Source organism: Lactobacillus delbrueckii subsp. bulgaricus (genome assembly GCF_046938665.1).
GTDB classification, from domain to species: domain Bacteria; phylum Bacillota; class Bacilli; order Lactobacillales; family Lactobacillaceae; genus Lactobacillus; species Lactobacillus delbrueckii_C.
In genome coordinates this window covers 19921-36139 of the sequence record NZ_JBKZCD010000008.1, presented here as the reverse complement: position 1 = coordinate 36139, position 16219 = coordinate 19921, and the positions used below count along the sequence as shown (strand labels likewise).

The following is a 16219-nucleotide window of genomic DNA, read 5'->3' as shown; positions in this document are numbered from 1 at the left end:
CTTTCCTTTCTCAAATCAAAGGGTGGTAACCCAGTCGTCGCGGTGGATGAAGATGCCTTCAGGGTGCTTTTGCTCCAGAATTTCTTCAAGAACAGGCCGGGAGAATCGGGCCTTGCCCTTGCCGATCAGCTTCTTGCTCTTCAAGCTGTAGACTTCCACGATGTCATCTTTCTTAAAGTTGCCCTGGACCTGTTTGATCCCGGAAATAAGGAGGCTGGAGCCTTCCCTGGCCATGGCATGGACGGCTCCGTGGTCGATGTAGACCCGGGCTTTGGCCGGGGCGTAGAAGGCCAGCCACTGTTTCTTCTGGTTGAAGGCATTTTCGTTGGCTGTAAAAAGGGTCCCCTGGTTCTTCTGGTGAACGGCGTCAACCAGGGCAGTAGAGTCTGCTGAACAAATGAAGACCGGGACGCCGGACTTGGTCGCCATGTCAGCGGCTTTGATCTTGGTGGCCATGCCCCCGGTTCCGTTGCTGGACCCGGCCCCGCCGGCCATTGCAAAAATTTGCGGGGTAATCTCGTTGATGACCGGGATTGGCCGGGCATCAGGGTTCTTTCTGGGGTTGTCGCTGTACAGGCCAGGCACATCTGTCAAAAGGACTAGGAGGTCGGCCTTTAAAAGGGAGGCTACCTGGGCTGACAGGGTGTCGTTGTCGCCGACTTTCAGTTCATCGATGGCAATGGTGTCATTTTCGTTGATGATGGGGATGACCCGCCGGTTCAAAAGAACGTTCAAGGCCGTCTGGGCATTTTGGTAGCGGCGCTGGTCAGCGAAGTCGTCCTGGGTCAGGAGGATCTGGGCGGAAACCACGCCCTGGACCAAAAGGCTGCGGGTGTATTCCTCGATCAAGAGCCCCTGGCCGACAGCGGCCGCGGCCTGCTTGTCGGCCACCTTCCTGGGTCGTTTGTCAAAGCCGAGCCGGCGGAAGCCAGCCGCGATGGAGCCTGAAGTTACCAGGACCAGCTTGTAGCCAGCCTGGTGCAGCTGGGCCAGCTGCCGGGTAATTCTTTTGATCTTCTCCGGATCCAGGTCGCCGGCCGGGCTGGTCAGCGAGGAGGTTCCTACTTTAAAAACGATCAGGTTATCTTTCATTAGTCAACTTCCTTAATAAATTTATACTAGGTAAATCATACCATCTTTTGCCCGTGGACAGAAAAAATACAACAAAAAGGGCTAGCCGGTTAGGCTAGCCACTGTGGTCTTCTGTTTTATTTGCTGTACGCGGAGTCGTCCTTGTATGACTTGGCCGTGATCTTTGGAATAGTCAAAGAGAACAGCAGGCCAAATACGGCACCGACGATCAACAAGGTAACAGGGTTATACGTGCTCTGGGTCAGAGGGGCTCCGATGAAGCCGATGATGAAAGTAAAAATCATCCCCCAGACGATGCAAACAATGTAACGTCCCATAGTATCTTCCTTCTTTCGCTCTGCATTTTACCAGAATCGGCAAGCAAATTCAATTGGCGGAAAAAGGACTTTGCTATAATTAAAATAACTAGCAAAAAGCGAAAGGCAGGGCGAGCAAGGTGAACATAGCAGCATTGCAGACGATTTCGGCCAATACCATTCTGGCCAGCCCAATGAAAGCGGCTGACCTGGTCCAGGGGGCAAAAGAGCGGGGCTATAGTGCCGTGGCACTGACGGACATCAATGTAACTTTTGGCCTGGCCGACTTTTACCAGGAAGCCGTAAAAGCAGGGATCAAGCCCCTTTTGGGCTTGCAGGGCCGCTTTAAGGGAATCGAATTGGAAGAAGCAGAATATGACCTGGTCTTTTTGGCGCAAAGTCAAAAAGGCTACCAGTCCTTGATGCGCCTGTCCAGCTTTTTAAATATCGCTTCTGGCGACCTTGCCAGCCCGGCGCCCAGCCTGGCTGACCTGCCGGAATTGTCTGATTTGACCGTGATCGTGCCGGCCGGGCCGACCAGCGAACTGCGTCAGCTTAATAAACTGCGCAGCAGCGGTGAGGAATATGTTAAAAAGCTCCAGGCCTTTTTGCCAAAAGGCCTGCCCATATACTTAGGCGTTTACCCGGCTGAATCCGCGGCCGCTTATGATGCCTATGTCAAAAAGCTGGCAGAAATTTCAGCCTTGCCCGTCACGGTTGTTGAGGACGTCCGCTACTTAGACCCGGGCGACCAGTTTCTTTGCAAGGTCCTGCAGGCCATTAAGGAAAGACGGGTCCTGGATGAACACGAACTGACCTTGATGGCGGAGGGGCAGGGGTCACATTGGCTGCGGCCCGCGGCTATCCTGGAAGACGCCTGCCGGGAAATGGGCTTAGAAGAAGCTTTGGCCAACAGCGGCAAGATCGCGGCCAGCTGCCAGGCTAAGATTCCTTTTAAAGAGCCCCAGCTGCCGGTCTTTCCGCAAGCAACAGGACTTTCTTCCGACCAATATTTGGAAAAGCTGGCTTTTGCCGGCCTGGAAAAATTAGGCCTCAGGCAGGGAATTTACCAGGCCCGCTTGCGAAAGGAACTGGCCGTTATCCAGCAGATGGGCTTTGCTGACTACTTTTTGATCGTCGGCGACATCGTCAATTACTGCCGGCAAAAAGGCGCCCTGGTCGGCCCGGGCCGGGGGTCAGCTGCCGGGTCCCTGGTGGCCTATGCTTTAGGCATTACCCAAATTGACCCCTTAAAATACGACCTGCTCTTTGAGCGCTTCTTAAACCCCGCCCGGGCCAACATGCCCGACATCGACCTGGACTTTACCACGAGCGGACGGAAGCTGGCTTTTGCTTACGTGCAGGAAAAATACGGTGCTAAAGCCCGCTTTGGCCAGGGCTCTGACCTGGTGGCCCGGATTTTGGCCTTGACGACTATGAAGGCCAAAAGCGTCCTTGAACGGACCGGCCAGGTCTTCGGCTTAACCCTGCCGGCTATCGCCCGCCTCAAGCAGGCCATGGGGGCAGCCAAAACTTTAGCCGAAGCTGGCCAGCAGGCTGAATTTAAGGCCCTGGTCGCTGCCAGTCCCTTGACCCGCCTTCTTTATCAAACCGCCCAAAGGCTGGAAGGGCTGCCGGAAGACACGGGCACCCACGCTCCCGGCCTGGTCATCAGTGAAGAGCCCCTGTCCCGGCAGATCGGCCTGATGACTGGGAAAGAAGCCCCTCTGTGGACGGTTGAGCAGACCAAAAAGTACGTTGAAAAGTATGGTCTCTTAAAGATCGACTTTCTGACTTTGGACAATCTGGAGCTTTTGGAAGGCGTTTTAGCCGAGATTCAAAAGTCCAGCGGCCCCCTGGACTTGACCCGGCTGCCCCTGGATGATCCGGATACCTTGCGCCTTTTTGCCCGCGGGGAGACCCAGCAGATCTTCCAGTTTAATTCCAGCGGGATGCAGGAGGTCTTAAGAAAAATCCAGCCCCGGACTTTTGACGACTTGTCTGTCGCCGTGGCCCTTTACCGGCCGGGCCCGATCGCCAGCATCCCCTTGTACGTTGCCCGGAAAAACGGGACCAGCCCGGTTCAGTATCCTGACCCCAGCTTAAAAGAAGTCCTGGGACCGACCTATGGTATTTTTGTCTACCAGGAACAGGTCATGCAGACGGCCCGGATTTTCGCGGGCTTCAACCTGGCGGAGGCTGACGTCTTCCGGAACGCGATTTCCAAAAAGCAGGCTGGCCTCTTAGCTGAAGAAAAGGGGAAGTTTGTCGCTGGCGCTGTCAGAAAGGGACACAGCCGGCAAGCCGCTGAGGCAGTCTACGCCTTAATCGAGCCTTTTGCCAACTACGGCTTCAACCACTCCCACGCCGTCGCCTATGCCCTTTTGGCCTACTGGCAGGCCTTCTTGTCCGTCCATTTCCCTAGGGAGTTTTACTTGGAAAAGCTCCGGGCCAGCCGGGGCAAGGAAAAAGGGGCCATCATCCGCCAGGCCAGAAAGGCCGGCGTTGAGGTCCTGGGGCCCGACATCAACTTGAGCCAGGCAGAGGCCCGCTTGTTTGAAGGCCGGATCTACCTGGGCTTAAAGGACATTATGGGGATTACGCCGGCCTTTTTGGACCAGCTTCTGGCCCTAAAGCGGCCAGTAACCAGCTTCCCGGCTTTTTTGCGGCAGCTGGATACCAAGGAATTAAAAGAAAAGCAGCTGGTCCCCTTGATCGAAGCCGGCCTCTTTGACCAGGTCAGTCCCAACCGGGCCAGTCTTTTGGTCAACTGCGGCAACATGCTCAATACTGCCCGCTTGTCGCAAAAGAGCCTGGTCTTGCAGGACTTTTTGGCCGCTAAGGAAGAAAACGTGCCAATGCCGACGGCAGCAGAAAAGGTGGCTATGGAAGAAAGAGCCATGGGCTTTGCCGTAACGGCATCTCCCCTGGAAATTGCCGGCAAGGCCCTGGCCAAGCGTTATGGGGCCAAGCCTTTTGCAGGACTTGCCTTAAACGAGACCGGGCAGGTGCTTGCCCAGTTTATTAAGAAGAACGACTGGCGGGTCAAGCGGGGAGCCCGGGCCGGCGAATTAGGTAGCAACGCCGTCTTTAGCGACGGACAGGCCAGCGAGAAGGTGACCATTTTTACCAGCCAGTACCGCCGCTTTGCCCAGATTCTGAAAGAAAACGCCGTCTACCTCTTGCAAGTTGCCAAAAAAGAAGACCAAAAGGACAGCCGGGGCTACCAGCTGATCTTGCAGGATTTGCGCCTTTTGGACTTAAAGCAGCTTGAGCAGGCTGAAGAAGTCAAGCCGGTTACCGTCAAGCCTAAGGACCTGGCTCTTGAGCGCTATTTTGACCAGCACTACCGGACCAAGCGCTTAGGCGACTTCCAGGTTAAAGAAAGGGGCCAGGCCCTGGCCAAGCTTTTGGCTGTCCGCTACCAGGAAGACAAGCGGGGACGGAAGATGGCGACCTTGATTCTGGCTGATTCTTCCGGCCGCTACAGGTGCTGGCTTTTTGCCGGGGAACTGGCCAAATTAACTTTGAATTTACAGGTAAATGACTACTACCTGCTCAAGCTGGAAGCTTTAGGCCAAAGAGAGAGCCTGGACTTCAAAATTTGGGACATGAAGCAGGTGAATTTGCGCTGAAAACGACTTGACCAATTTGCTTTTTTGAAAAAAATCTCTCCTAGTGAAAAAATAATAAACGCCAGGCTGGGATTTGTAAGCCCTAACAGGTCGAAAGTCTGAAAAAATCGAATTTAAACCAGATTTTACAAGACTTTATGCGGGAAAAATGTTATGATTTATGTGATGTGAGATATTACACAATTTAAATCATGATGAGGTGAATTCATGAAACGGATTGGTATTTTGACTAGCGGCGGTGACGCCCCTGGTATGAATGCAGCCGTAAGAGCCGTAACCAGAGTCGCGATCGCGAACGGTTTGGAAGTTTTCGGTATCAGATACGGTTTTGCAGGTTTGGTTGCGGGCGACATTTTCCCATTGGAAAGTGAAGACGTAGCCCACTTGATCAATGTTTCCGGTACCTTCCTCTACTCTGCGCGTTATCCTGAATTTGCAGAAGAAGAAGGGCAGCTGGCTGGTATTGAGCAATTGAAGAAGCACGGCATCGATGCTGTTGTCGTTATTGGTGGGGATGGTTCCTACCATGGCGCCCTGCAGCTGACCCGCCACGGCTTTAACTCAATCGGCCTGCCAGGTACGATCGACAACGACATCCCTTACACGGATGCCACGATCGGCTATGACACGGCCTGCATGACGGCAATGGACGCGATCGACAAGATCCGTGACACTGCTTCCAGCCACCACCGGGTCTTCATTGTCAACGTAATGGGCCGCAACTGTGGTGACATCGCTATGCGCGTCGGCGTAGCCTGCGGGGCAGACGCGATCGTCATTCCTGAAAAGCCGTACGACGTTGAAGAAATCGCCAACCGGCTCAAGCAAGCCCAGGAAAGCGGCAAGGACCACGGTTTGGTAGTCGTTGCTGAAGGCGTAATGACCGCGGACCAATTCATGGCTGAACTGAAGAAGTATGGTGACTTCGACGTCCGGGCCAATGTTTTGGGTCACATGCAGCGGGGCGGCACGCCAACTGTTTCTGACCGGGTGCTGGCTTCCAAGCTGGGCAGCGAAGCCGTTCACCTTCTTTTGGAAGGCAAGGGCGGCCTGGCTGTCGGCATTGAAAACGGCAAGGTTACTTCACACGACATCCTTGATTTATTTGATGAGTCTCACAAGGGTGACTATGACTTGTTAAAGCTCAACGCAGATTTATCAAGATAGTTGTTTTTATAGTTTTTGATTTAGGGAGATTTTTTCAAGATGAAAAAAACGAAGATTGTTAGTACTTTAGGACCAGCTTCAAACGATATTGAAACTATTACCAAGTTAGCCGAAGCAGGCGCAAACGTATTCCGTTTCAACTTCTCACACGGTGACCACGAAGAACACTTGGCAAGAATGAACATGGTTCGTGAAGTTGAAAAGAAGACTGGCAAGCTTTTGGGCATCGCTTTGGACACCAAGGGTGCTGAAATCAGAACCACTGACCAAGAAGGCGGCAAGTTCACTATCAACACTGGTGACGAAATCCGCGTGTCAATGGACGCAACCAAGGCCGGCAACAAGGACATGATCCACGTTACCTACCCAGGTCTGTTCGACGACACTCACGTTGGCGGCACTGTATTGATCGACGACGGTGCTGTTGGTTTGACTATCAAGGCCAAGGACGAAGAAAAGCGCGAATTGGTTTGTGAAGCTCAAAACACTGGTGTCATCGGCTCAAAGAAGGGTGTTAACGCTCCAGGTGTTGAAATCCGCCTCCCAGGGATTACTGAAAAGGACACTGACGACATCCGCTTTGGTTTGAAGCACGGTATTAACTTCATCTTTGCTTCATTTGTACGTAAGGCTCAAGACGTTCTTGACATTCGCGCACTTTGCGAAGAAGCTAACGCATCATACGTTAAGATCTTCCCAAAGATTGAATCACAAGAAGGTATTGACAACATCGACGAAATCTTGCAAGTTTCAGATGGTTTGATGGTTGCCCGTGGTGACATGGGTGTTGAAATCCCATTCATCAACGTGCCATTTGTTCAAAAGACTTTGATCAAGAAGTGCAACGCTTTGGGCAAGCCAGTTATCACTGCTACTCAAATGCTGGACTCAATGCAAGAAAACCCACGTCCAACCCGTGCCGAAGTAACTGACGTTGCTAACGCCGTTCTTGACGGTACTGACGCAACTATGCTGTCAGGTGAATCAGCAAACGGTTTGTACCCAGTACAATCAGTTCAAGCTATGCACGACATCGACGTTCGGACTGAAAAGCAAATGGACACCCGGAACACTCTGGCTCTGCAACGCTTTGAAGAATACAAGGGCTCAAACGTTACTGAAGCTATCGGTGAATCAGTTGTCCGCACTGCTCAAGAACTGGGCGTTAAGACTATCATCACTGCTACTAGCTCCGGCTACTCAGCTCGGATGATCTCCAAGTACCGTCCAGACGCAACCATCGTTGCCTTGACTTTCGACGAAAAGATCCAACACTCATTGGGTATCGTTTGGGGCGTTGAACCAGTTTTGGCAAAGCAACCTTCAAACACTGACGAAATGTTCGAAGAAGCTGCCCGCGTAGCTAAGGAACACGGTTTCGTTAAGGATGGCGACCTGGTAATCATCGTTGCCGGCGTACCATTCGGCCAATCAGGTACTACTAACTTGATGAAGCTGCAAATCATCGGCAACCAACTTGCTCAAGGTTTGGGCGTAGGCACTGGCTCAGTTATCGGCAAGGCTGTTGTTGCAAACAGCGCTGAAGAAGCCAACGCTAAGGTTCACGAAGGCGACATCCTGGTAGCTAAGACTACTGACAAGGACTACATGCCAGCTATCAAGAAGGCCAGCGGTATGATCGTTGAAGCTTCCGGCTTGACCAGCCACGCAGCTGTTGTTGGCGTATCACTCGGCATTCCAGTTGTTGTCGGTGCTGCTGACGCAACTTCAAAGATCGCTGACGGCTCAACTTTGACTGTTGACGCACGTCGCGGCGCAATTTACCAAGGTGAAGTTTCAAACCTGTAATCTAGGATTGCAAGTCTGACAACCACAGAAGAAAGAGTTCAATCAATCGATTGAGCTCTTTTTCTTTGCCAATTTTTCCTTCGCTTTCTTTAATGCTTGCCTTGAATATAGCTAAGGCAGAAGAGGTATTTTAAACTGCTGAGCCGCTTTAAATCGGCTGCAAGCTAATCTGCCACAAAATGCATAGCCGACCTTAGAAGGCCGATATGGGCTGTTTAGTAAGGGGGAAAAAGCGCATTAAAAAACTCCAGCTGAGCTGGAGTTAAATTATCACTTCTCTAATTGTTAAGCTGCAAGGTCATCTTCACCTAAGATGATCTGCAAGGTGTCGTGGACGATCTTGTCCTTGGCCAGCTGGGCCTGGTTAAGGCATCAAGGGCTCCGAGGGGTTCGTCCAAAAGCAGGATAATTAAAGAACTTGGTGAAAACTTGCTTTAAAATAGAAAAACTATGCGTGAATTGAAAAAAATCGACGAACTAGCGGAAAAACTATTGTTAATTGCTTTATTTTCTTTCTTTGTTCCCGTATACTAGCATTAGAATTATGTAAAGTTGGAGGCAGACTATGCTTGGAGAAATCCGGACCGGTAAAATCACTGACAGCAACGCTGAAGCCTATTTCGTGCAGATTGACGGCTTAACGTTCAAATTGAAGAAAGAAGAAATCACCCAGGAAGAGACGCCGGAAATTGGCGGGCAAATCACGGGATTTATTTATGATAACCAAAAACATGAACGGGAAATGACCCAGTTCCTGCCTTTTGCCCAGGCTGATCAATACGGCTGGGCCACGGTTACCAGGGTTCAGCGGGGGCTGGGGGTCTTTTTGGACATTGGCTTACCTGATAAGGATATAGTTATGTCCCTGGACGACCTGCCACTTGACCCGGCCCGCTGGCCGCAAAAAGATGACCGCCTTTTGGTGCGGCTGGAAACTGATGACAAGGATCGGATCTGGGCCAAGGCGGCTGACGAAAACGTCTTTGACCAAATCGCTGTCCGCTTCCCCAACAACCTGGTCAACAAGAACCTGCTGGCCCGGGTATACTCCAGCAAGTCCCTGGGCTGCTTTGTTTTGACCAATGACTACTATTTGGGCTTCATCCATGAATCTCAAATGCAGCAGCCCCTGCGGTTGGGCGAGGAAGTCAAGGCCCGGGTAATCGGGGTCAGCCAGTACGGCCGCTTGAATATGAGCGTTTTGCCCCGGGCTTTTGAAGAAATTGACGATGACGCGGCCATGATCATGATGTCTTTACGCCGCAAGGGCGACAAGACCCTGCCTTTTAGCGACAAGAGCGAGGCCCAAGCTATCAAGGACTATTTCGGCATTTCCAAGTCAGCCTTTAAGCGGGCCTTAGGCAATTTGATCAAGCGGGGCCTGGTCAGCCAGGACAAGGAAGCTGGCACGATCAAGCTGGTTAAGGATGAGGCGGATGAATAAGCTCGCCGAACAGATTAACGATTATCTGCGCTACAGCCAGATTGAGCGGGGACTCAGCCCGAATACCATCGCGGCCTACCAGCAGGATTTGCTGGAGTTTCTGGCCTTTGTCAAAGAAGAGCAGATGCCCGCCTGGCCGCTGGAAGCCGTGGAAATTGATGCTTTTTTAGCTAAAGAGCGGGACTTGGGCAAGGCCAACAGCTCCATCAGCCGGCTGGTGTCGACCCTGCGCCGCTTTTACCAGTGGCTGGTCCGCCAGCAGCTGATTGCCCTGGACCCCATGAGCCAGATTGATGCTCCCAAGCGGGAGAAGCGGATGCCTCTGGCTTTGACTGAGGCTGAAGTGGGCCGGCTCTTAGAGCAGCCAGATTTAACTACGGATCTGGGAATCCGCGACCGGGCCCTTTTGGAACTGCTTTACGCGACGGGGATGCGGGTCAGCGAAGCGGTCAACTTGCAATTAGCTGATGTCCATGCTGACCTGCAGCTAATCAAGGTTTTAGGCAAGGGGAGCAAGGAACGTTTGATTCCGGTGAGCGACCTGGCCTTAGACTGGATCAAGCGCTACCTGCCTGTCAGGGACCAGCAGCTGTTAAAGCGGGGCAAGAGCAGTGATTACCTGTTCTTAAACAGCCGGGGCGGGCAATTGACCCGGCAGGCTGTCTGGCAGAAGATCAAAAAGTACTGCCAGCAGGCGGGTATCGCTAAAGACGTGACTCCTCATACCTTGCGTCACAGCTTCGCGACGCATTTGCTGGAGCATGGGGCGGATTTGCGGGTGGTCCAGGAGATTCTGGGCCATACTGACATTTCCACGACCCAAATCTATACCAATCTGACCCAGAAGCATATCCTGGACGTCTACCAAAAGACCCATCCCCGGATTTAGAGGTGATCATATGCTAGTACCATATAAGAAAGATTATGAAAAAGTCGCCATGGGCCTCTTGTCCTATCTGCCGGACTTCAAGAACCTGCAGAATTTGAAAGAAGAAATGCAGCTCTACGCAGAAGACCCGGCCCACCAGCTCTACCTTTACCGGGACGAGGACCAAAACATCGTCGGCCTGGCGGGCTGTGAGACCGGGGCCGGCTGCCTGGTCCTGCGCTACCTGTCTTTAGCACCGGGTTTCCGGGACGATGAGCATTTTTCGGAAATCATGCGGGAACTGGCCCAGGAAGCTGGCAAGCAGAAAGTTATGACTGTTCCGGAATATACCTATTTGATGAAGTACTTGAACAATGATGAATGAAGGCATGACCATTGAGCTGCCGAATTTTGAAGGCCCCCTGGACCTTTTGCTCCACCTGATTCGGTCGCAGGAATTAGACATCTATGACATCCCGATTGCCCGGATTACCCAGCAGTATCTGGACTACCTCCAGCAGATGCAGCGGCTGAACCTGCAACTAGCCGGGGAATATTTCGTGATGGCGGCAACCTTGCTCCGGATTAAGTCCCAGTATCTGCTGCCGAAAAACGACTTTGTCGAGACAGAAGAAGAATTTGCCGACCCCCGGGAAGAACTGGTTGAGCAACTGGTCCAGTATTCCGTCTTTAAAAAGATTTCGGCCTACTTCAAGGTCAGAAATGACGAGGTACCAGTTTTGGCCGCCAAAGAGCCCAGCGTGGCTGAAGGAGCCAAGGTTCAGCCCCTGCCTTTAGGGCAAATCAGCCAGCAGGACCTGACGGCCAGCTTTATTTTGGCCATGCGCCGCTTTAAGAAAAGAAACGACCATGCCCAGGTGACCTTGACCGGCCGGCCGATCCAGGAACTGATTGCCTGGCTAAAGGAAGTTTTAGAGCAGCAGGGCCGGGTCAGCTTTTTTGCCTTGACTGACCAGGTGGCAAGCCTGGCCGACCTGGTTGGCCTTTTTTTGGCAATTTTGGAACTGGCCAAGGACCAGTACTTGAAAGTTAGGCAAAAGCGCCGCTTTGGCGACTTGGAAATAGAAAGAAGCAAGCATGACGAGTAAAATAGCCCAGCTGCAAGCCCTGCTTTACGTGGCCGGGGACGGCGGGATCAAGAAAGAGCAGCTGCGGGACCTGCTGCAACTGGCGGACCCGGAAATTGAGAGTCTGGCCAAAAGGCTGCAGGAAAAACTGGCCAGTGATCCGGACTGCGGCCTGCAGCTTTTGGAAATCAACGATGAATATAAATTAACGACCAGCGGGGAAGTCAGCGACCTGGTGGAAGCCTATTTCAACAAGGACCTGACCAAGAATATCAGCCAGTCAGCCCTGGAAATTCTGGCAATTGTAGCCTACCGGCAGCCAATTACCAGAATTGAGATCGATGAAATCCGGGGTGTCAACTCTTCTGGTGCCCTGCAGACCCTGGTTTGGCGGGGCTTGGTCAAGGCCCAGGGGGTTAAAGACGCCCCGGGCCACCCCAAGCTGTACGTGACGACCGATTATTTCCTCCAGTACTTTGGCTATAAGTCCCTGGCGGATCTGCCGGTAATTGAGAATTTTGAAGACAGCAGCTTTGATGCCGATGGCCAGGTAGACCTGTTTGCCGAAAACGGCACGGCTGATGAAGCATTGCAGAAGATGGAGGATTTATAATGGCGGAAGAACGTTTACAAAAAGTGATCGCCCAGGCGGGGATCGCTTCCAGAAGAGAAGCGGAAAAAATGATCCTGGCCGGCCGGGTCAGAGTCGACGGGCAAGTGGTAACCAAGCTGGGGACCAAGGTCAGCTCGATTGAACAAGTTGTTGTTGACGACCAGCCGATTGAAAGAGAAAGCCACCATACTTATCTTTTTTACAAGCCCCGGGGCGTGATTTCCGCGGTTAAAGACGACAAGGGCCGCAAGACCGTGGCAGACTACTTTACTGATTTGCCATACCGCCTTTACCCGGTTGGCCGCTTGGACTATGACACTTCCGGCCTGCTCTTGATGACCAATGATGGGGAACTGGCCAACCTGCTCATGCACCCGAGAAACGAAGTTGACAAGGTCTACGTGGCTAAGATCAAGGGTATTTTGCAGCCAGATGAAATCAAAGCCTTGAAGAAGGGGGTCCAGATCGGCCGCTACAAGACCAAGCCGGCTCAAGTCAAGGTTTTAAAGACCAATCCCCGGGCCCAGACCCAGATCGTCCAGCTGACCATCCATGAAGGCCACTACCACCAGGTCAAGGAAATGTTTAAGGCTGTCAATCACCTGGTTGACAAATTGTCCAGAGAGCGGTATGCTTTTCTTGACTTGCAAGGCCTTACATCCGGACAGTACCGGGAATTAAACCACAAAGAAGTTGACAGGCTGAAGCAGGTGGATTAGAATATAGGTGTAAAGTTAAATAATACAAGTTGTCTTCGGGGCAGGGTGAAAATCCCGACCGGCGGTGCAAGTCCGCGAGCCATGCAAATGGTTGAATGCTGTAAAGCTACCGATAGTTATAGTCTAGATGGAAGAAGGCAGACGCTGGAATAATAAGCATGCTTACTAAGAAAGGTCTGTTGCTCTTCGAGGCAACGGACTTTTTTAATGGAGGTATGTTAATATGGAAGCTGCTAACAAACGGACAGCTAAATCAGTCAGCAACTGGCTCGCTTATGCCATGATCGGGGCCATCGCCTTTGTGGTGATGAAGTTTGAATTTCCGATCATGCCGGGCGTCAGCTTTTTGAAGATGGACTTCTCTGACGTCATCGTGGTCATCACCACCTTTATCTTTGGCGTCGGCGGCGGGGTAGCCGTAGCCGCGATCAAGTGTCTCTTGTCCTTGATTTTTGCCGGCTTCGCCCTCCCGTCACTGGTCGGTGAACTGGCTGCCTTCCTGGCTTCAATGGCCTTTGCCCTGCCATTTTACTTCCTGGCTGGCTCAGTCAAGGAAGAAGACAGAAAGAGCTTGAAGGGTTACCTGCTGCCGGCCCTGGGCCTGCTTTTAGGCGTTTTGTCATTGACGGTGGTTATGGCATTGACCAACCAGTTCCTCTTGACTCCAGTTTACGCCTACACTTCAGTACCGCAGGCAGCGGGGATGCACATGAGCTACGCTCAGCTGCTCACTTTTACTGAACAGACTTACCTGGGCAAGATGCTGCACATTCCAAGCATGTCCAGTTATATCATGGGCATCATCGTCCCATTCAACTTGATCAAGGGGGCCATCAACTCAGTTGTGGTCTACATCCTCTTTGAATCTGTCTTAAAGACGATCAAGCCATTCGTGATCAAGCACTTCAGCGTTTCCAGCAAGTACTAATGCGAAAAGATAAATAAAATAATTGATGAGGCTTTCCTTAAGGAAGGCCTTTTCTTTTCGATTAGCACCTGGTTTTATGTTAAAATGTAAGCTTAAAGGGGGAAGCTAGATGGATCAAAATGCCCAAAAGCCCTTGTCACGTCTGGCCCGCCAGCAAGCGGTCAGAGAAGAGCGCAAGAACAAGCAGGCGCCGTGGTGGACGGCCCTCTTGATCGCGGTTATGATGGCCTTGGCAGCCGCGCCGCTGATCACCAGTCAAAACAGTGACTACGCCGTCCCGCAGGCAAAGAAAGAGCAGGCCAAGCCCAAGGCGGCCGCTGAAAAGACCAGAAAGGCCAAGCCTGCGCCCAAGGTCAAGACTTACGTGGTCAAGTCTGGCGACAGCTGGGCCGCGATCGCCCAGAAGTACGGCATAAGCGCCGAAGAGCTGGCTGAGCAGAATGGTCTGGATACCAGCTCAACCCTGGCAGTTGGTCAGAAACTGAAGATCAAGCAAGCCAAATAGCTGAATTTATTGGAAAGGATTGAAGCGATGCGAGTCGCTTCATTTTGATGTTATGCAAGTAGCAATTGATGGACCTGCTTCAGCAGGTAAGAGCACGGTGGCCAAGATTGTGGCCAATAAGCTGTCATTCGTTTATATCGACACGGGTGCTATGTACCGGGCATGTACTTTTATCGCCCGCAAGCACGGCCTGGACTATGGGGATGAAGCCGGGATTTTAAAGGCGATCGACGAAGACGGCATCGTTTTAGAGCCCGGCGAAAACGGCCAGAAGGTTCTGGTAGCCGGGGAAGACGTGTCTTTGGAAATCCGGACCCCGGAAATCACGGCTAATGTCTCCCAGGTCTCAGCCCTGCCGGGGGTCAGAAGCAAGATGGTTGACCTGCAAAGAAAACTTGCCGGGTCAACTAACGTGATCATGGACGGCCGCGACATCGGGACCACGGTTTTGCCTAAGGCTGAAGTCAAGATCTTCCTGGTTGCCAGCGCCCGGTCTAGAGCAGAAAGACGGCTTTTGGACTGGCAGGAAAAGGGGATTGAGGCCAAGCAGACGGTTGAGGAAATCGAAGCTGATATCGCCAAGCGGGACTACCTTGACTCCCACCGTGAAGTTTCACCTTTGAAGAAGGCAGCGGATGCAATCGAAATCGATTCAACTAATTTAACGATCGACCAGGTTGTTGCCGCTATCTTGGCCGAAATTGCTAAAAAAACAAATACCAGCAAGTAAAGTCAAAAAAAGTCTGGTAAAATAGTAGCAAATTCATCTATTTTTCGGTAAAATAGAGAACGAATAAACAGGGAGGCATTTTGTATTTATGTCAGAAAACAATCAATTTTTAGATGCTCTTGCTCAAATGCAAGAAGTTAAGGTGGGCGACATCGTTGACGTTAACGTTTTGAGCGTTGAAGATGGCCAAATTAACGTTGGTGTTCAAGGCGCCGGCGTTGAAGGTGTAATCACTCGCCGTGATTTCACCAACGACCGTAGTGTCAACTTGCGTGACGAAGTTAAGCCAGGTGATACCTTCAAGGCTTACGTAGTTCGTCGTGCAGGTGGTGACAAGGAAAACGGTGAATTTTTCTTCTCAGTAACCCGCGTTAAGGAACGTGAAGCTTACGACAAGCTGCAAAAGGACTTCGAAGAAGGCAAGACTATCGAAGGTAAGGTTACTTCATCAGTTCGCGGTGGTTTGCTCGTTGATGTCGGCACCCGCGGCTTCTTGCCAGCAAGCTTGATCTCAAACCGCTTCGTTTCAGACCTTAAGCCATACATCGGCAAGACCATCAAGGTTAAGATTACTGAAATCGACCCGGCTAAGAACCGTCTGATCCTTTCCCACAAGGAACTGATCGAAGAAGAACGCGAACAAGCCTTTGAAAACGTTGCTTCACAACTGGTTGTCGGCGACGTAGTTGAAGGCCGGGTATCACGCTTGACCAACTTTGGTTCATTCGTTGATATCGGCGGTGTTGACGGTTTGGTACACATCTCCGAAATTTCATACAAGCACGTTGACAAGCCAAGCGACGTCTTGAAGGTTGGCCAAGATGTTAAGGTTAAGGTTATTGGCATCGACAATGACCGTCACCGTATCTCCCTGTCAATCAAGCAAACTGAACCATCTCCATTCGAACAAGCTACTTCAAGCTTGAACGAAGGCGATGTAATCGAAGGCGAAGTTAAGTCTTTGACCAACTTCGGTGCCTTTGTTGAAGTTGCTGACGGCATCCAAGGCTTGGTACACGTTTCAGAAATTTCCAACAAGCACGTTGACAAGCCAAGCGACGTCTTGACTGTAGGTCAAAAGGTCAAGGTTAAGGTTCTTAACATTGACCCAAGTGAAAGAAGAATCTCCCTGTCAATTAAGCAAGCTGATCCAGAGAACGCTTCTTCATCAAACGACAGACCTCGCGCACGTCGTTCATCAAACAACGACGCAGTTGCTCGCAAGTACATGAACAACGACGACAACGGCTTCTCACTTGGTGACATGATCGGTGACCAACTTAAGAACCGTTAATCAGCACTAAAAAGACCGACCGTTGGTCGGT

Annotated in this window: 15 protein-coding genes and 1 riboswitch; of the genes, 13 read left to right on the top strand and 2 right to left on the bottom strand. The window is 51.6% G+C overall.

The features are described from left to right. Positions 1-15 precede the first annotated feature (15 nt). Together proB and ACLUXO_RS05500 are read right to left on the bottom strand one after the other, a co-directional pair. The gene (gene proB, locus ACLUXO_RS05505) at positions 16-1092 is read right to left on the bottom strand and encodes a glutamate 5-kinase (protein WP_300616913.1); all 1077 of its coding nucleotides are present in this window, start codon (positions 1090-1092) and stop codon (positions 16-18) included. A gap of 116 nt (positions 1093-1208) precedes the next feature. After that, a complete protein-coding gene (locus tag ACLUXO_RS05500) occupies positions 1209-1409 on the bottom strand; it encodes a YjzD family protein (RefSeq protein WP_412136668.1) in 201 nt (66 codons plus the stop codon). A gap of 119 nt (positions 1410-1528) precedes the next feature. Here ACLUXO_RS05500 and dnaE point away from each other — a divergent pair, with 119 nt between their 5' ends. The 13 genes from dnaE (at position 1529) to rpsA (ending at position 16188) form a co-directional block, all read left to right on the top strand. Then, positions 1529-5023 (top strand): DNA polymerase III subunit alpha, encoded by a 3495-nt coding sequence (gene dnaE / locus ACLUXO_RS05495; protein ID WP_412136667.1) that lies wholly within the window; start codon positions 1529-1531, stop codon positions 5021-5023. A 207-nt stretch (positions 5024-5230) separates the two neighbouring features. Continuing rightward, positions 5231-6190: a 6-phosphofructokinase gene (gene pfkA / locus ACLUXO_RS05490; RefSeq protein WP_300616907.1), complete on the top strand. Its 960-nt coding sequence runs from the start codon at positions 5231-5233 to the stop codon at positions 6188-6190. Positions 6191-6229: 39 nt separating this feature from the next. Then, a complete protein-coding gene (gene pyk / locus ACLUXO_RS05485) occupies positions 6230-7999 on the top strand; it encodes a pyruvate kinase (RefSeq protein ID WP_412136666.1) in 1770 nt (589 codons plus the stop codon). Positions 8000-8564: 565 nt separating this feature from the next. Further along, a complete protein-coding gene (locus tag ACLUXO_RS05480) occupies positions 8565-9443 on the top strand; it encodes a CvfB family protein (protein WP_412136665.1) in 879 nt (292 codons plus the stop codon). Beyond that, on the top strand, positions 9436-10332 hold the full coding sequence (xerD, locus tag ACLUXO_RS05475; RefSeq protein WP_412136664.1) for a site-specific tyrosine recombinase XerD: 897 nt from the start codon (positions 9436-9438) through the stop codon (positions 10330-10332). Before ACLUXO_RS05480 ends, xerD begins: the two co-directional genes overlap by 8 nt. Before the next feature lie 10 nt (positions 10333-10342). Beyond that, complete coding sequence (locus tag ACLUXO_RS05470) at positions 10343-10696, top strand: hypothetical protein (RefSeq protein ID WP_003612967.1); 354 nt, start codon at positions 10343-10345, stop codon at positions 10694-10696. Next, positions 10686-11420, top strand: a complete 735-nt coding sequence (locus ACLUXO_RS05465; protein ID WP_412136663.1) for a segregation and condensation protein A — start codon at positions 10686-10688, stop codon at positions 11418-11420. The genes ACLUXO_RS05470 and ACLUXO_RS05465 overlap by 11 nt, the downstream gene beginning before the upstream one ends. Next, complete coding sequence (gene scpB / locus ACLUXO_RS05460; protein WP_191668827.1) at positions 11410-12012, top strand: SMC-Scp complex subunit ScpB; 603 nt, start codon at positions 11410-11412, stop codon at positions 12010-12012. The genes ACLUXO_RS05465 and scpB overlap by 11 nt, the downstream gene beginning before the upstream one ends. Then, entirely contained in the window at positions 12012-12731 is a 720-nt protein-coding gene (locus ACLUXO_RS05455) for a pseudouridine synthase (RefSeq protein WP_412136662.1), read from the top strand. Before scpB ends, ACLUXO_RS05455 begins: the two co-directional genes overlap by 1 nt. Positions 12732-12758: 27 nt before the next feature. After that, positions 12759-12874, top strand: a riboswitch (FMN riboswitch). Between the two features lie 80 nt (positions 12875-12954). After that, positions 12955-13659 (top strand): ECF transporter S component, encoded by a 705-nt coding sequence (locus ACLUXO_RS05450; protein ID WP_412136661.1) that lies wholly within the window; start codon positions 12955-12957, stop codon positions 13657-13659. 109 nt (positions 13660-13768) lie between these two features. Beyond that, positions 13769-14164: a LysM peptidoglycan-binding domain-containing protein gene (locus ACLUXO_RS05445; RefSeq protein ID WP_412136660.1), complete on the top strand. Its 396-nt coding sequence runs from the start codon at positions 13769-13771 to the stop codon at positions 14162-14164. A gap of 52 nt (positions 14165-14216) precedes the next feature. Then, complete coding sequence (cmk, locus tag ACLUXO_RS05440; RefSeq protein WP_270448966.1) at positions 14217-14894, top strand: (d)CMP kinase; 678 nt, start codon at positions 14217-14219, stop codon at positions 14892-14894. Between the two features lie 88 nt (positions 14895-14982). Further along, positions 14983-16188 (top strand): 30S ribosomal protein S1, encoded by a 1206-nt coding sequence (gene rpsA, locus ACLUXO_RS05435; RefSeq protein ID WP_300615706.1) that lies wholly within the window; start codon positions 14983-14985, stop codon positions 16186-16188. The last annotated feature ends 31 nt before the right edge of the window (positions 16189-16219 follow it).

Excerpts from the sequence above, each read along its gene's own strand:
- proB (WP_300616913.1), bottom strand. The coding sequence starts at position 1,092 with ATGAAAGATAACCTGATCGTTTTTAAAGTAGGAACCTCCTCGCTGACC.
- ACLUXO_RS05500 (WP_412136668.1), bottom strand. The coding sequence starts at position 1,409 with ATGGGACGTTACATTGTTTGCATCGTCTGGGGGATGATTTTTACTTTC.
- pfkA (WP_300616907.1), top strand. The coding sequence starts at position 5,231 with ATGAAACGGATTGGTATTTTGACTAGCGGCGGTGACGCCCCTGGTATG.
- pyk (WP_412136666.1), top strand. The coding sequence starts at position 6,230 with ATGAAAAAAACGAAGATTGTTAGTACTTTAGGACCAGCTTCAAACGAT.
- ACLUXO_RS05480 (WP_412136665.1), top strand. The coding sequence starts at position 8,565 with ATGCTTGGAGAAATCCGGACCGGTAAAATCACTGACAGCAACGCTGAA.
- xerD (WP_412136664.1), top strand. The coding sequence starts at position 9,436 with ATGAATAAGCTCGCCGAACAGATTAACGATTATCTGCGCTACAGCCAG.
- ACLUXO_RS05470 (WP_003612967.1), top strand. The coding sequence starts at position 10,343 with ATGCTAGTACCATATAAGAAAGATTATGAAAAAGTCGCCATGGGCCTC.
- ACLUXO_RS05465 (WP_412136663.1), top strand. The coding sequence starts at position 10,686 with ATGATGAATGAAGGCATGACCATTGAGCTGCCGAATTTTGAAGGCCCC.
- scpB (WP_191668827.1), top strand. The coding sequence starts at position 11,410 with ATGACGAGTAAAATAGCCCAGCTGCAAGCCCTGCTTTACGTGGCCGGG.
- ACLUXO_RS05455 (WP_412136662.1), top strand. The coding sequence starts at position 12,012 with ATGGCGGAAGAACGTTTACAAAAAGTGATCGCCCAGGCGGGGATCGCT.
- ACLUXO_RS05450 (WP_412136661.1), top strand. The coding sequence starts at position 12,955 with ATGGAAGCTGCTAACAAACGGACAGCTAAATCAGTCAGCAACTGGCTC.
- ACLUXO_RS05445 (WP_412136660.1), top strand. The coding sequence starts at position 13,769 with ATGGATCAAAATGCCCAAAAGCCCTTGTCACGTCTGGCCCGCCAGCAA.
- cmk (WP_270448966.1), top strand. The coding sequence starts at position 14,217 with ATGCAAGTAGCAATTGATGGACCTGCTTCAGCAGGTAAGAGCACGGTG.
- rpsA (WP_300615706.1), top strand. The coding sequence starts at position 14,983 with ATGTCAGAAAACAATCAATTTTTAGATGCTCTTGCTCAAATGCAAGAA.